The 12,485-nt window shown below is 71.5% G+C and carries 13 protein-coding genes and 2 pseudogenes; 6 read left to right on the top strand and 9 right to left on the bottom strand.

Annotation, left to right across the window (positions count from 1 at the left end; translation table 11 throughout):
• Positions 1–19: 19 nt before the first annotated feature.
• From ACF061_RS24330 to ACF061_RS24340, 3 genes and pseudogenes are all read right to left on the bottom strand, one after another.
• Positions 20–142, bottom strand: a pseudogene (locus tag ACF061_RS24330) (hemin transporter); the annotation flags it as partial.
• A 203-nt stretch (positions 143–345) separates the two neighbouring features.
• On the bottom strand, positions 346–954 hold the full coding sequence (locus tag ACF061_RS24335) for a superoxide dismutase (protein WP_392269067.1): 609 nt from the start codon (positions 952–954) through the stop codon (positions 346–348).
• A 43-nt stretch (positions 955–997) separates the two neighbouring features.
• Positions 998–2,266, bottom strand: coding sequence for a pentapeptide repeat-containing protein (locus ACF061_RS24340; protein WP_392269168.1), 1,269 nt, complete (start codon positions 2,264–2,266; stop codon positions 998–1,000).
• A 617-nt stretch (positions 2,267–2,883) separates the two neighbouring features.
• On the opposite strand from ACF061_RS24340, the gene ACF061_RS24345 reads away from it, so the two are divergent.
• On the top strand, positions 2,884–3,276 hold the full coding sequence (locus ACF061_RS24345) for a hypothetical protein (RefSeq protein ID WP_392269068.1): 393 nt from the start codon (positions 2,884–2,886) through the stop codon (positions 3,274–3,276).
• A 185-nt stretch (positions 3,277–3,461) separates the two neighbouring features.
• Here the strand turns inward: ACF061_RS24345 and ACF061_RS24350 are convergent, their stop codons facing one another.
• Positions 3,462–4,523, bottom strand: coding sequence for a hypothetical protein (locus ACF061_RS24350; protein ID WP_392269069.1), 1,062 nt, complete (start codon positions 4,521–4,523; stop codon positions 3,462–3,464).
• A complete protein-coding gene (locus ACF061_RS24355) occupies positions 4,520–5,395 on the bottom strand; it encodes a patatin-like phospholipase family protein (RefSeq protein WP_392269070.1) in 876 nt (291 codons plus the stop codon). Before ACF061_RS24355 ends, ACF061_RS24350 begins: the two co-directional genes overlap by 4 nt.
• Positions 5,396–5,943: 548 nt before the next feature.
• Here ACF061_RS24355 and ACF061_RS24360 point away from each other — a divergent pair.
• Positions 5,944–6,090, top strand: coding sequence for a hypothetical protein (locus ACF061_RS24360; protein WP_392269071.1), 147 nt, complete (start codon positions 5,944–5,946; stop codon positions 6,088–6,090).
• 438 nt (positions 6,091–6,528) lie between these two features.
• Here the strand turns inward: ACF061_RS24360 and ACF061_RS24365 are convergent, their stop codons facing one another.
• Positions 6,529–6,996: a DUF2690 domain-containing protein gene (locus ACF061_RS24365; protein WP_392269072.1), complete on the bottom strand. Its 468-nt coding sequence runs from the start codon at positions 6,994–6,996 to the stop codon at positions 6,529–6,531.
• A gap of 503 nt (positions 6,997–7,499) precedes the next feature.
• Positions 7,500–8,240, bottom strand: a complete 741-nt coding sequence (locus ACF061_RS24370) for a class I SAM-dependent DNA methyltransferase (protein ID WP_392269073.1) — start codon at positions 8,238–8,240, stop codon at positions 7,500–7,502.
• 164 nt (positions 8,241–8,404) lie between these two features.
• Between ACF061_RS24370 and ACF061_RS24375 the strand changes: the two genes are divergently transcribed.
• The 3 genes from ACF061_RS24375 to ACF061_RS24385 all read left to right on the top strand — a co-directional run bounded on the left by ACF061_RS24375 (position 8,405) and on the right by ACF061_RS24385 (position 10,327).
• A complete protein-coding gene (locus tag ACF061_RS24375; RefSeq protein ID WP_392269074.1) occupies positions 8,405–8,758 on the top strand; it encodes an antibiotic biosynthesis monooxygenase family protein in 354 nt (117 codons plus the stop codon).
• 462 nt (positions 8,759–9,220) lie between these two features.
• Complete coding sequence (locus ACF061_RS24380) at positions 9,221–9,949, top strand: SDR family oxidoreductase (RefSeq protein WP_392269075.1); 729 nt, start codon at positions 9,221–9,223, stop codon at positions 9,947–9,949.
• 102 nt (positions 9,950–10,051) lie between these two features.
• A complete protein-coding gene (locus ACF061_RS24385) occupies positions 10,052–10,327 on the top strand; it encodes a hypothetical protein (RefSeq protein WP_392269076.1) in 276 nt (91 codons plus the stop codon).
• A gap of 9 nt (positions 10,328–10,336) precedes the next feature.
• Here ACF061_RS24385 and ACF061_RS24390 read toward each other — a convergent pair whose 3' ends face one another.
• A complete protein-coding gene (locus ACF061_RS24390; protein WP_392269077.1) occupies positions 10,337–10,699 on the bottom strand; it encodes a winged helix-turn-helix transcriptional regulator in 363 nt (120 codons plus the stop codon).
• A 96-nt stretch (positions 10,700–10,795) separates the two neighbouring features.
• Here ACF061_RS24390 and ACF061_RS24395 point away from each other — a divergent pair.
• A pseudogene (locus ACF061_RS24395) lies at positions 10,796–11,678 on the top strand (NAD(P)-dependent oxidoreductase).
• A gap of 81 nt (positions 11,679–11,759) precedes the next feature.
• On the opposite strand, the gene ACF061_RS24400 reads toward ACF061_RS24395, so the two are convergent.
• Positions 11,760–12,269 carry a GNAT family N-acetyltransferase gene (locus ACF061_RS24400; RefSeq protein WP_392269078.1) on the bottom strand — a complete coding sequence of 170 codons (510 nt, stop codon included), beginning with the start codon at positions 12,267–12,269 and terminating at the stop codon, positions 11,760–11,762.
• Positions 12,270–12,485: the final 216 nt, after the last annotated feature.

Below are 12,485 nucleotides of genomic sequence, written 5' to 3' on the forward strand. Positions count from 1 at the left end.
GCACCGTCCACGACCAGTCCGTGTCGGCCTGCCACAGATCGGGGCCGAAGACCTCGTACTGGATGTCGTACGGGGTGACCCCGTGGCCGATGAGCCGGCTGCGGACGGCCTGGAGGAACGGCAGCGGCCCGCACAGGTAGGAGAGAGGTGCGAGAGCATGCCCGCCATGGGTCCGCTTGACCACGGCCCCACCCTGGCTCCGGCCGCGGCGGGCTGCCCCCCGCCGCGACCGCCGTCGCCGAAGGTGGACGGGTGTGCCGGCCGGTCACCGGTCACCGGCGACGCGGGGCGGGCCGGGAAGCGCCGGCGCTTCCCGGCCCGGTGGTGATTCGTCGGTGCCGCTGGTCAGCCGTTGGCCGCCTTGGTGAACCGGGCGGCCACGTCCTCCCAGTTGACCAGGTCCCACAGCTTGGTGACGTAGTCGGGGCGGACGTTCTTGTACTGCAGGTAGTAGGCGTGCTCCCAGGCGTCGAAGACCAGCAGCGGGGTGCTGCCCTGGCCGACATTGCCGTGGTGGTCGTAGACCTGCTCCACGATCAGGCGCTTGCCGAGGGGCTCCCAGGCGAGTACGCCCCAGCCGGATCCCTGGACGCCGCTGGTGGCGACGGTGAGCTGCTTCTTGAACTGCTCGAAGCCGCCGAGGTGCTCGTCGATGGCGTCGGCCAGGGCGCCGTCGGGGCGGTCGCCGCCGTCCGGGGAGAGGTTCTGCCAGAAGATCGAGTGCAGGACGTGGCCGGAGAGGTTGAAGGCGAAGGTCTTCTCCAGCCCGACCAGCGAGGTGGGCGTGATCTGGTCCTTGTCGCGGATCTCGGCGATCTGCTCCAGGGTGTCGTTGGCGCCCTTGACGTAGGCGGCGTGGTGCTTGGCGTGGTGCAGTTCCAGGATCTGCCCGGTGATGGCCGGCTCCAGCGCGGCGTAGTCGTAGGGCAGGTCGGGAAGCGCGTAGGTGCCCATCAGGCACGTCCCCTTTCCGGGTTGGTGATCGTCCGGGGACAGCCTATGCCTTTATTGCGAATGACTTGCAACAACTATCAAGATGCATCAACATGATCTGTGGCGGGGTCGGCCCGTCAGTCTTCGGTGTCTGGGCGCCCTTCCGTCCGGCGCATCCTTCCCGGAGAGTGATCGTCTTCTCACCCGGCGCCCGCCGGTCCCGGCCGACCCCGCTGCCGATGGACTTCCGGTCGGCCACTCGGGCGCGCTGGTCGCACAGGGCGGCGGCTGTTTTCGGCTCGCCCGGGCCGGTCTCCCCGGGCAACCCCGGTCGGCGAGCACGCGGTCGCGGAATGGCATCGCGCATCGTCCTGACGAGCTCGCGGGTCAGTGCCAAGAGCGTCGAAGGTGACCAGCGCACCTGGAGCGTGGCACCCGGTTCCGCCGCGGTGGGGTACCCGGGGAGAACCGGTACGAGCTGGAGCGGGCCGTGAAGAAGGCGGTCCGGCGCGCCGCGCAGGATCAGGCCGAGTGGACGGAATCGAACGGCGGGCCGAGCTGCTGCTCGACGTCGGCGAGCGGCCGGGGCGGGGCGGCCCTGCCTCGATGCGGTGCCGGTCACGCTGTCTTCGGGTCCGGTCACGGCCAGGGCGCGGGTGGCGGCCGGGGGGTCGCCCTCTGCGAGGCGGCCGGCCGCCGGCCGCGGGAGAACATGGTCCGACCATGGACGAACTGCCGGCCCGCGAGGGCCGGCAGTTCGTCCATGGTGTGGAGACGGCGGCGGACGGCCTACGGCCTGTCCCGCGGCCGCCGGGAGCCGCCCTGGTGGATGGTGGGCGACTGATAGGACGCGCCGCCGGGTCCGCCGGGCGCTCGGTGTGCGACCGGGACGCTCCAGGGGCGACGGATGTGCTGGGAAAGGTGTTACGGGTTGCTGCGGCGGCGCGCGATCAGCATGGTGCCGACGCCTGCTGCGATCAGAGCGCCGGCCGCACCGCCCAGGGTCACTTCCTTCGTGTGGTCCGCGCCGGTACGGGCGAGTTCCGGCTTGTGCGGGCGCTTTTCGTCGTTGTCGCAGTTGTGCTCCTCGCAGCCGTGCTCCTCGCGGCCGTGCTCCTCGCAGCCGTGCTCCTCGCGGCCGCGCTCCTTGCAGCCGTGCTCGTCGGAACCGTGCTCGTCGGAACCCTGCTCGTCGGAACCGTGCTCGCGGTCGAGTGTGCGTGTCTGCTGCAGGGCGGTGGGGTGGCTGTCGGCGTAGGCGGTCGTCGCGCCGGCCAGCGGTGCGGCGAAGAGCGCACCGGCCACGGCTGCTGACGCCACAACAGATCGCCATCGAGGTGATGTCGTCATCGTTTCCACTCTCCTCGGCTTCGGGACGCCCGTCTTCGGTGAGGGCAGCTCCAGCATCTAGATAAAGGAGTAAATAGGAATTTCATAGCGCAAAGAGCGAGATGTCGTGCATCAGTCGCCCGGATGGTGCAGCGCGAGCTGGGCTCCGCGAGCTCGATGGCCGATGCGGGACCGGGGGCGGCGCCGCATCGGCACCCTGGTTCCGACGCGTGTACGGAGGAAGAGATCCATGCGCCCTGCCGGTTCCCGGTATCCCGACCTTGCAGGTGTCGTGTCGACTCCGCTGAGGACCCGCACCAGCGGTGCGCTCGCGGGCAGTTGTCACGGCAGGCAGAGGTGTACGGGGACGGACGCGGACCGCCCGCCCCGGGAAGCGCACATCGAACCCCTCCGTCACCGCGTCCTGCTCCGGCGACCGCCACGGGGCGCTACCACCGATCACGGGTCGGAGCCGAACGATCCACGGTCCGAGGGCAGTTGCTCCAGCCGCTTGTGGTGCCCCGTGGGCGAGACGGTCGGGGACGGACGGCCATCATGGTGAACCGAGGGCGGCGGTCCTCGGCGTTGGGGACCGCGTGAAGTGAGAAGGCGAGGCGCGGGTTGATCGACTTCCAGACCGATCCGTTGGAGACGGCCGGGGGAGTGTTCATGATGGCCGTGGGGCTGGGCTGTGCGTGGCTGGGCGGGCTGGCTGTGCTCCGGCCAGACCGGCCCCCGCAGCCGATCCAGGGACCCGTGCGGGTGGTCCGCGCCTGGGGACTCGGCTATGTGCTGCTCGGCATCTGTATGGCTGTCAGGATGACGTCCATGCTGGTCGGTGAGGAGCCCGCCTGGCCGCTGGCCGTTATCTACTGGGTCGCCGGTCCGCTCCTGACCTGCTCGGTGACGGCGGCGGGCGTGTCCCAGCGGCGGGCGCGCCGTCGGGCCGGTGGCGTCCGCGTCGGGCGGCACAAGCGAAGCGACCCGTCTCCTGGACCGGGGCAGCACTCGTGATCGCCGCCTGCCGGGCGGACAGCGGACCGGGACACAACCGGGACACAGGGGTGCGCAGGCCCCTCGTGGCCCCGCCGGCTCCTGGCGCCGAGCCCGCCGAGCCCGCCGTGCCGGCGCGTGAACGGGCGGGAGCCGCGGCGTGGAGCCGCTTCCCGCAGGGACGCCGACGCGGATGCCGTCGGGTCTCACGCGTGTGTCGCGTCCGGAGTGGCGTGGTCGGCGATCCAGTGGTCGACGCGGGCCCACTGGGCGAGCAGCCACTCGCTGCGGGCGTCGTCGCCCTGTGGGACGCGGCTCGCCGGTACGCGCCACCAGTGCGCCCGCACACCGTCACGCAGCGGCAGTCCGGTCCAGACGGTGCGCGCCGAGTGGACGACGTCGAGGCCGGTGTGGGCGACGAAGACCACGTCGGCCGTGGGCGCGGCGGCGATCGCGGCGAGGGCGCCGGCGTCCCGTGGCGGCAGGACGTGGTGCATCCGTTCGGCGCGGGACGCCCGGCGCCGCAACCCGCGGCGACGCAGCGAGGCGATCGCGCGCCGACGGCGGTGCGGTGTGAAGTTGCCGCCCTCCGGGAAGATCACGAGGGCGTCGCCCGGGCCCAGTCCGGCCGCCAGGTCCCCGATCGCCTCCTCGGCCCGGCCCTCGAAGGGCGGAAGGAAGCAGTGGGGGACCCGTCCGATCAGGACGTCGAGGGCTGGGTCGGCGCGCAGTGTCCGCTTCAGTACGGTGTGGGGGCGCAGTCCGGCCTGGCCGAGCAACGTCTGGAGCAGCAGGAAGGAGTCGCCGGCCCCGGCGTGTCGCACGAAGACCAGAACCGGCGTCGCCCCGTGTCCGGGGGCGTCCGTCAGTGGGGGCGTCACCTCCACCCGGAGCCGGAAGATCCGCTCGCCCGCGCGTCGAAGTAGCCGCAGCAGCCTCTCCAGCACGGCGAAGGCGTCCGCGGCGCACCGCTCCTCGCGGTTCCGCCTGTCCGGCAGCCGGCGCGTCCACATCCCGGCGGCGGCCACCAGTCCGGCCAGATCCACCAGGAGGTACAGCAGGGCGAAGCCGGTGATGCGCACCGGTCTCCACGGGCCGCGCGTGGCCAGTGAGACCGGAGCGCACAGCACGCCCGCGGCGAGGAGGAGCGCGGCCACCACGGGTATGAGGGCCAGCAGGAGCGCGGTGGTGGTCGTGCGGCGCAGCCCCGTCGTCACGGCGCCGGCCAGTCGAACCGGGCGTGCCCGGGGCACACGGGCGGCGCTCATGGCGCTCCGTCGGGTGCGTCGGGAGCGGTTTCGAGGTACCGGGAGGAGGCCGCGTAGGCGCGCTCGATGCGGTCGGCGGTGCGGCCGAAGCTGCGGTACCGCAACTGCCTCAGGGTGGCCGTGCCCTCCTCCGGGCCGGAGCCCGACGGCAGTACGTGGACCGTGACGCCGGGCGGCAGGTCCGCCATGTCGCGGGCGAACCGGTGCCTGCGGGCGATCTCGAATGCCACCAGCGCCACCTGCCAGGGAGCCCGCGGCGGGGAGAGGGCTCGCTCGACGCGGCCGACCTGCAGGACGTAGACCTCGCTCGCGCCGAGGGCCACTGCGCGGCCGACGGGGATGCTGTTGACCAGGCCGCCGTCGACGTAGTGCTCACCGTCCAGCCGGACGGGCGGCAGCAGCCCGGGTACCGCGCACGAGGCGAGTACGGCATCCACCAGCGGGCCGGCGGTGAACCAGTGCTCGGCGGCCCGTTCGATGTTCGCGGCGACACACTGGAACGGCAGGGACAGTTCCTCGACATGGGCCACCGGGAGGTGGGTGGAGAGCAGTTCGCGCAGCGGCGTGGAGTGGTACAGGTGAGTGCCGCTGCGTACGGCGGTGCTCAGCTGCCCGAGCAGCGACCCGGAGAACACGCCGGCGCGTCCGAGGCCGGTCCACAGGTCGGCGAGCCGGGCCACCGACGCCCGCGAAGGGTCGGCCGCGACGGCGGCCCCGTTGATCGCGCCGACGGAGGTGCCGATGACGAGGTCCGGATGCACGCCGGCGGTGAAGAGGGCCTTGAGCATGCCGACCTCGTACGCGCCGAGCGCACCCCCGCCGCCCAGCACGAAGGCGCGGGTCGGTGGGCGAGTGGGCCGGCTGTCCTCCATGGCCGAAGGGTGCCCCGGCACCGCGTCGCCAACCACCGGGGAACCTGCCACCGACCGCGATGACGGGTGGGAGCACACCCGGATGACCTCGCGCGAGTCGCCGGCCTCCGGACGCATGGAGCCGGTGATCGGACGCCCCGCCCCGCACCGCCCGCCCCCGCCGGCCCGGGGCCGGATCGGCCCGCCTGCCGAACCCGCGGGCGCGCCGCGCGGCCGGTGGCCACGGACCGGCGCCCCGACGAGGCCCCGCACCGCCGCCCAGCCAGATCATGGACACGGCCGGGCCGTGGTGGCGGACGCCTGACCGGCAACGCCGTCAAGGACACTGTGCAAGCCGCGTGAGGGGGCCTCTGCCGAGGCCCGGAGCCACGACTCGGTGCGGCGAGGCGTCGAACCGCTCGGCTGGAAGCACCGCCGGCGCAACGGGCCGTCCGGCATTCGGCGGCGCCCTGCTGGACGTCCGGGCTGGAACGCCGGTCTCCGGGTAGCCGTAGGGCAGGACCAAGGTCCGGCGCCGAGCCGGGGCGGCCACCGAGGGAGGGAGCATCGTGTCCGGAGTGCTGGGACGTATCAAGGAGTTCGCGAGGAGCCCGCAGGGGCGGCGCACGATCGAGCAGGTGCGGCGCACCGCGAGCGACCCGCGCCGACGTGCCCAGGCGCAGCGGCTTTTCGAACGGCTGCGCGCCCGTCGCTGAGCCTGGCGGCCCCGCCGGCCGGCCGATCCGGGCGGGAGTGTCCGTGGCCGAGCCGCGTCCCCTGCCCGGTGTCCGACACCGGTATCGCGTGCGCTGATCACGGCACCGCGGGAGAGCGGAGCGTGTCAGGTTCTCAGGCGGGCGACGTCCACGGTGGTGGCCGTCAGTCATGACGGCAGTCGTCTCGCAGCCGGTGCCGGCGCGGGACGGGCCGGCCTGTGGGGCGGTCGGGCCCGGCGGCGCCGGGGCCGACCGGCCGTCGGTTCGGCCGACGTCCCGGACGGTCAGGTCCGGGGCGTCCCGAAGCACGCCTCCCGCCGACGGTGGTCCGTCGGGTACCGCTGGTTCCGATCCGCAGTGGCCAGAGGCGCAGTGGCCAGTGGCCTGCGCTCGGCGGTGGCGTAGCGGGACGTCCCGGCGCGGTCCGGGTCCCGCGGGTCAGTACGAGCCGGTGCGGGCGAACATCTCGTGGGAGTCGTCGCCGATGTAGGACCAGGCGGTGGCGAAGCCGGTGGTGTTCTTGTCGTTGAGCATCGGCGAGAGTTTCTCACGGGTGCCGGTGGTGTGGTTGCACGTGTAGTGCTTCATGTCGCTGTTGCGCCAGATGTTGCAGCCCTTGCCGGTCCAGTACTTCTCCGGGACGTTGGCGTCGACCATGGCCCACACGGTGCGACAGGCGCTGCTGTACCACAGCGACGCGGTGACCGACACGTGCAGGTGGTAGCGCGAGCTGTAGTACTTGTCGGTCTTCTTCTTGACGATGTGTCCGGTGCTGCTGCAGCCGCTGCCGATGGGATCCTTGCCGTCCCACTTGCGGGTGGCGGCGTCGGCGGGGCCGGCGAGGGCCAGTGTCGTGCCCGCCGCCAGCGCGAGGGCGGCAATCCCGACGGACTTGAGTGCGCGCATTTCGTCTTCCCTTCCTCGATGCACTGGGAGAGTCACCGGAAGAGCCTCGGCCGAGAGCTTCCACGGGTGCTCCCGTTGCGTTCACCTGGTCGACTTCAGCAGCCGAGGGATTGAACGGACCCTCGGCTTCGCGGCTCTGATCGATGGCCGCGCTGCGAGAGACAGCCTCCTTCTTCGCAGCTCATGTGCGGGATCGGCAGGTCAGGCGTGCTGTTCGCGCGTCCGGGCAGGCTGGGTCGGCTGATTCGTCCTGGGCGGTCGTGAATCGCCTGTCGGAGGGCATCGAGCACGTTATCCGGACTTGGCACTCGACACCGGTTCTTTGAGGGAGCTTTTACCCGCCTGTACTGGTTCCGCCGCCCGCGGATCCGCTGGGAGACGCGCGACGACATCCACGAAGCCCGCCTCGCCCGCCGGATGCGCACTGGTGCACCGGCGGCGCGGGAACCCTCGGTAGGAGTCTCGACAAGGCACGGCGTACGTCGACGGCCGGGCGGTCGACCTCAGGCCGGCTTGCGCCACACGGAGATGTGCTTCGTGGAGTCCTGGGTGAACGGCGCTCCGTCCCAGTCCGCGACGCGACGTTCCAGCTCCAGGCCGGCGATCCGTGCCATCAGGTCGAGCTCTGCCGGCCAGGCGTACCGGTGCCGGGAGTTGCCGCGGCGGTAGCGGCCGTCGTCGCCGTCACGGGTGAAGTGGTTCGAGACGAGGATCTGCTCGACCGGATCGAGGGTGTCGAAGCCGAGATGCCGCTCGGAGACGTCGAACGGCACCGCGACCTGGCCGGGCGGCAGGAACCGCAGCGGCGGCACGCCCAGCTCGACGGCGAAGCGGCCGCCGGGCCTCAGATGGCGTGCGGCGTTGCGAAAGCACTCGACCTGCTCGTCCTGTGTGAGCAGGTTCGTGATGGTGTTGTAGACGAGATAGACCAGGGCGAACTCGCCGGGGACGGCGGTGGTGGCCATGTCTCCGACGGCGACCGGGAGCGTCTCCTCGTCGATCTTGCGCCGCAGCACCGCTGCCATGTGCTCGGACAGTTCGATGCCCACGACGGGCACGCCGCGTTCCCGGAGAGGGACGCCCACTCGTCCGGTCCCGATGGCGAACTCCAGCGCCCGGCCGTCTCCGGCGAGTTCGGCGAGGAAGGCGAGAGTCGGTGCGAGCACGACGGCCGAGGACATCTCGCTCTCCTCGGCGTCGTAGCGGTCCGCCGTCGCACGGGTCCAGAGCTCACTGCTCGTCATGGTCGGCTACTTTGCCCGGTGCCACGGGGCGCTGTCGACGCATTTGCCTCGCACCGTCTCCGATCACACGGTTCACGGCGGTACGGTGTCCTTTCAGGACACCGCCCGGCCCGGGGGCGGAAAGACGCTGGAGCGCTGGGCGCGGCCCGCCTTACGGTGGTGCCATGAGCGATCACTCGGAAGCGCCCGTCGCGCCCGTCGAGGCATTCGAACCCCCTTACTACGTGGCTGTCTTCACCACGGTGCGCACCCGGGAGCAGAGCGGTTACAGCGAGACCAACGCACGCATGGAAGAACTGGTGAAGGACGTCCCCGGGTTCCTGGGGATGGACCACGCGCAGACTCCTGGCGGGCTGGGCATCACCGTCGGGTACTTCCGCGACGCCGACGCCCTCACGCAGTGGCGGAACAACGCCGAGCACCGCGCGGCGCAGAAGCGCGGGCAGGCAGAGTGGTACCAGAACTACACGCTGCACGTGGCGAAGGTGGAGCGGAGCCACGGATTCACGCGACCGTAGGGCCGCGGAGTCCGACGGGGGCTGACCGACCGGAGCGGGCCGACGCCGGCTCCCGTGCGGCTCTCCATCGCGCGGCGAGTTCCTCCGGCCGGCGCGCCGAAGGGTGCGCGGGAGTGCCGGTCGGAGCGGGACGGGAACAGGCCGCGCGGGCCCGTGACTGGTGAGGGCAGCCGGGTTGTGAGGAGTCCGGGATCCTGAGTGAGAGCAGCGGCCGACCCATGACGCGGACGCACGGGCTGGCGCCTGCGACTTCACCGCGTTCACCCAGGGGGCCAGGGCGCTTCGGAACGCCGGGAGGGACGGATCCAGCCACGCCGTCCTGGACTTGGGCTCCCCTCGAAGAACGGCACCATGGGCGGGCACTTCGTGGCGGGTCGCAGCCGGGGACTGGGCCGGCTGCGCCGCCGACGTCAGCCGCCGCACTCGACCGCGGCATCCGGACCACGAACCAGGAGTACCGATATGGGATTCGACAACCACCGCGTGGTCATCACCGCCGCAGGCCGCGATTTCGGCCGTACCCTGGCCATCCGGCTGGCGGACCTCGGCGCCGAGGTCTTCCTCTCCGCGCGAACCCTAGCCGCCGCTGAGCGTGTGCGCGACGAGATTCGGGACCGAGGGAACCAGCGGGTGCACGCCTTCGCCTGCGACCTGACAGACCCTGCCTCGATCCACGCCTTCGCCGCAGACATCGCCCGCCTCACCGACCGCATCGACGTGCTGATCAACAACGGCTCCCGCTACCTCGCAGGCCCGGACCTCCGGTCCGCCTCCGACATCGACGTGGTCGACACCATCGCATCCGGCGCCACCGGCACCGTCCTGACCGTGAAGAACTTCCTGCCCCTCCTGCTCAACTCGGACAAGCCGGATGTGGTGACCATGATCTCCGCCTGCGGAACAGCCGGTCATCACCGTTCAGACGCACACGACGCCTTCTACGCGGCCAAGAGCGCCCAGGCAGGGTTCGCCGAGATCCTCTCCAAGCGACTGCGGCCCCAAGGAGTGCGGGTGATTTCCCTCTACCCGCCCGACTTCGACAACCCCGACCCGCTCTCCGAGGAGTGGGAGAGCACACCGCGCGAGGCCAAGGACGCCCTCACCGCGCAGTCACTGGTGGAGTGCGTCCTCTTCGCCGTCGCCCAACCCCGCGACTGCTTCATCAAGGCGTTCCACTTCGAACAGGTATGAGCGGTTCCCGGCATGCTCACCCACGGTGACCGACACCGGCCGGGACGACACGTGGCGTCCCGGCCGGCAGGCACTCGGACAGTTCCCGTACCCGACTCCACCATGACAGGCGCCCTCGAAGCCGAACGCCAGGCGATCACGACCACCCGGAGGCACACCGTCGACCGATCCGGCCGTCCGGCGCCGTTCAGCAGCACGGCCGGCATCGAGGCGCAGTCGGTCGCCGTTTGTCGGGCGACTGCCGCGAGCCCGGCGACGTCGAGGCGGGCGGCGAGGCTTGCGCGATCCGCTTCCGGTACGCCGGTCGCGGCCTCCACCGCCCCGACCCGTCGCCACGAAGCCACCGTGCTGGTCGCGGCCGTCAACGAACGGCTGTGACAGCCACGTTCACCCCGCCGCCCCCTTCAGTCCCCGAGTGGCCGGCCGCCCACGACCCCAGGCGGCCAACGGCTGGAGTGCGTCGTTGAGGCGGATGCCGTCCTCCGTCAGTGAGTACTCGACGCGTGGCGGCACCTCGTCGTAGGAGAGGCGGTGCACGACGCCGTCCGCCTCCATCTCACGCAGGTGAGAGGCCAGCACCTTCTCGGTGATCCCAGGGAGCAGCCGACGCAGCTCGCCGAAGCGACGGCAGGGGTGCTCGTGGAGCGCCCAGAGGATCAGCACCTTCCACTTGCCGCCGATCACCTCCATCACGGTGTCGATCCCGCAGACGTGTCCGTCCGGTGCGCCCGGCCGGTTCAGCGTCGTCATGCCCCACCCTTCCGACGTGCTCGCTCACCCCGGGGTAACCACCCACCGCCAAGTGCGTACTTGATCACCACCGGGCCTGCGACCAGCCTAATCCGCATGGGACACCACACTGTCGAGAAGACTTCCGTGACGATGCTGGGCCTCGGCGCGATGGGCACCGCGCGGCCCGCACCTGGCTGGCCGCCGGCCACCCGCTCACCGTCTGGAACCGCACCCCGGCCCGCGCCGCGGCACTCGCCGCCGAGGGCGCGAGGGTCGCGGACACCGCCGCCGACGCGGTCGCGGCGAACACCCTGATCGTCGTCTGCCTGCTGGACGACACCTCGGTCGAAGAGAGGTTCTGGCCGGCACCGACCTGACCGACAGGGATCTGGTCAACCTGACCACCAGCACCCCCGCCCAGGCCCGTGCCCGCGCCGAGTGGGCCCGCGAGCGCGGGGCCCGCTACCTGGACGGTGGGATCATGGCCGTCCCTCCGATGATCGGCGCCCCGGACGCCGGCGGCTACGTCTTCTACAGCGGCTCGCGGGGGCTGTTCGAGCGGCACCGGGAGACCCTGGGCGTCCCGGTCGGCACCACCTACGTCGGCGAGGACGCGGGCTTCGCGGCCCTGCACGACGTGGCCCTGCTCAGCGCCATGTACGGGATGTTCGCCGGTGCCGCGCACGCCTTCGCCCTGATCCGCAAGGAGGACATCGACCCCGCGGCGCTCGCCCCGCTGCTCGCCGACTGGCTCATCGCGATGGCCCCGGCGGTTCACCGGACCGCCGACCACCTGAGAAGCGGCGACTACACCAAGGGTGTCGTCTCCGACCTCGCCATGCAGGTGGCCGGCACGCCGACCTTCCTGGGCACCGCCGAGCAGCAGGGTGTCAGCCCGGAACTGCTCACCCCCTACTTCGAACTGATGCGCCGCCGCCTGGCCGAGGGCAGCGGAGAGGAGGACCTGACGGGTGTGATCGACCTGCTGGTGAAGTGACGGCCCATCGCCGCCACAGCAGCGACCGTGCTGGTCACAGTACACAACGACCCACTGTGACCAGCACTTTCACTGCACGCCCTAGATGCCGAACGGTGCGGCGTAGTGGACCGTGCCGCTGGGCAGCGGGTGGTCGGCGTCCAGGGTGAGGGCCATCATGGCCTCGTCCGGGACGTCGATGCCGATTCCGATGCCGTGCTCGGAAGCGCGGGTGAAGCCGAACCGCGGGTAGTACGCCGGGTGCCCGAGGACGGTGACGAAGCGCTCGCCCAGTTCCTTGGCCGCCTGCAACGAGGCGCGGATCGCCGCGGAGCCGGCGCCGGTCTTCTGGTACTCGGGCCGGACGGCGACGGGGCCCAGGCACAGGGCCGGAGTGTCGTCGATGTGACAGCGGGTCAGCAGCGCGTGGCCGACGAGCTTGCCGTCGTGGCCGGTGGCGACGATGGACAGGCCGTCGATCCAGGCGGGGTCGGCGCGCAGGGCGTCGATGAGGTCGGCCTCCAGCGGTGTGTCGAACGCGGCGAGGCTGATGGCGCGAAGGGTGGAGATGTCGGCGCTGGTCTCAGCGCGCGTGATCCAGTCGATGCTCATGATGGACGGAGATCCGTTTCATGGTCGGTTCGTATCGGTGTGTCGCCCCGCGGGCTCACGCTCCCGGCGGGGCGGATCCGGACGAGGTCAGGCCACGGCCCGGGACGTGAGGGTGGTCCGGGCAGAGCACATGGCAGTGGCCTTGGGCGCGGTCATCGACCCCACCTCCCGACTTCCTCGATCTGGACAGGACACGAACGCCGGACACGTTATCAC

The organism is Streptomyces sp. NPDC015220, from assembly GCF_043079345.1.
Taxonomy (GTDB): domain Bacteria; phylum Actinomycetota; class Actinomycetes; order Streptomycetales; family Streptomycetaceae; genus Streptomyces.

Bases quoted from the DNA above. Each gene is read 5' to 3' on its own strand.
- ACF061_RS24375 (WP_392269074.1), top strand. From the start codon at position 8,405: ATGAGCGATCACTCGGAAGCGCCCGTCGCGCCCGTCGAGGCATTCGAA.
- ACF061_RS24380 (WP_392269075.1), top strand. From the start codon at position 9,221: ATGGGATTCGACAACCACCGCGTGGTCATCACCGCCGCAGGCCGCGAT.
- ACF061_RS24340 (WP_392269168.1), bottom strand. From the start codon at position 2,266: ATGGCGATCTGTTGTGGCGTCAGCAGCCGTGGCCGGTGCGCTCTTCGC.
- ACF061_RS24370 (WP_392269073.1), bottom strand. From the start codon at position 8,240: ATGACGAGCAGTGAGCTCTGGACCCGTGCGACGGCGGACCGCTACGAC.
- ACF061_RS24335 (WP_392269067.1), bottom strand. From the start codon at position 954: ATGGGCACCTACGCGCTTCCCGACCTGCCCTACGACTACGCCGCGCTG.
- ACF061_RS24355 (WP_392269070.1), bottom strand. From the start codon at position 5,395: ATGGAGGACAGCCGGCCCACTCGCCCACCGACCCGCGCCTTCGTGCTG.
- ACF061_RS24350 (WP_392269069.1), bottom strand. From the start codon at position 4,523: ATGAGCGCCGCCCGTGTGCCCCGGGCACGCCCGGTTCGACTGGCCGGC.
- ACF061_RS24385 (WP_392269076.1), top strand. From the start codon at position 10,052: ATGACAGGCGCCCTCGAAGCCGAACGCCAGGCGATCACGACCACCCGG.
- ACF061_RS24390 (WP_392269077.1), bottom strand. From the start codon at position 10,699: ATGACGACGCTGAACCGGCCGGGCGCACCGGACGGACACGTCTGCGGG.
- ACF061_RS24365 (WP_392269072.1), bottom strand. From the start codon at position 6,996: ATGCGCGCACTCAAGTCCGTCGGGATTGCCGCCCTCGCGCTGGCGGCG.
- ACF061_RS24400 (WP_392269078.1), bottom strand. From the start codon at position 12,269: ATGAGCATCGACTGGATCACGCGCGCTGAGACCAGCGCCGACATCTCC.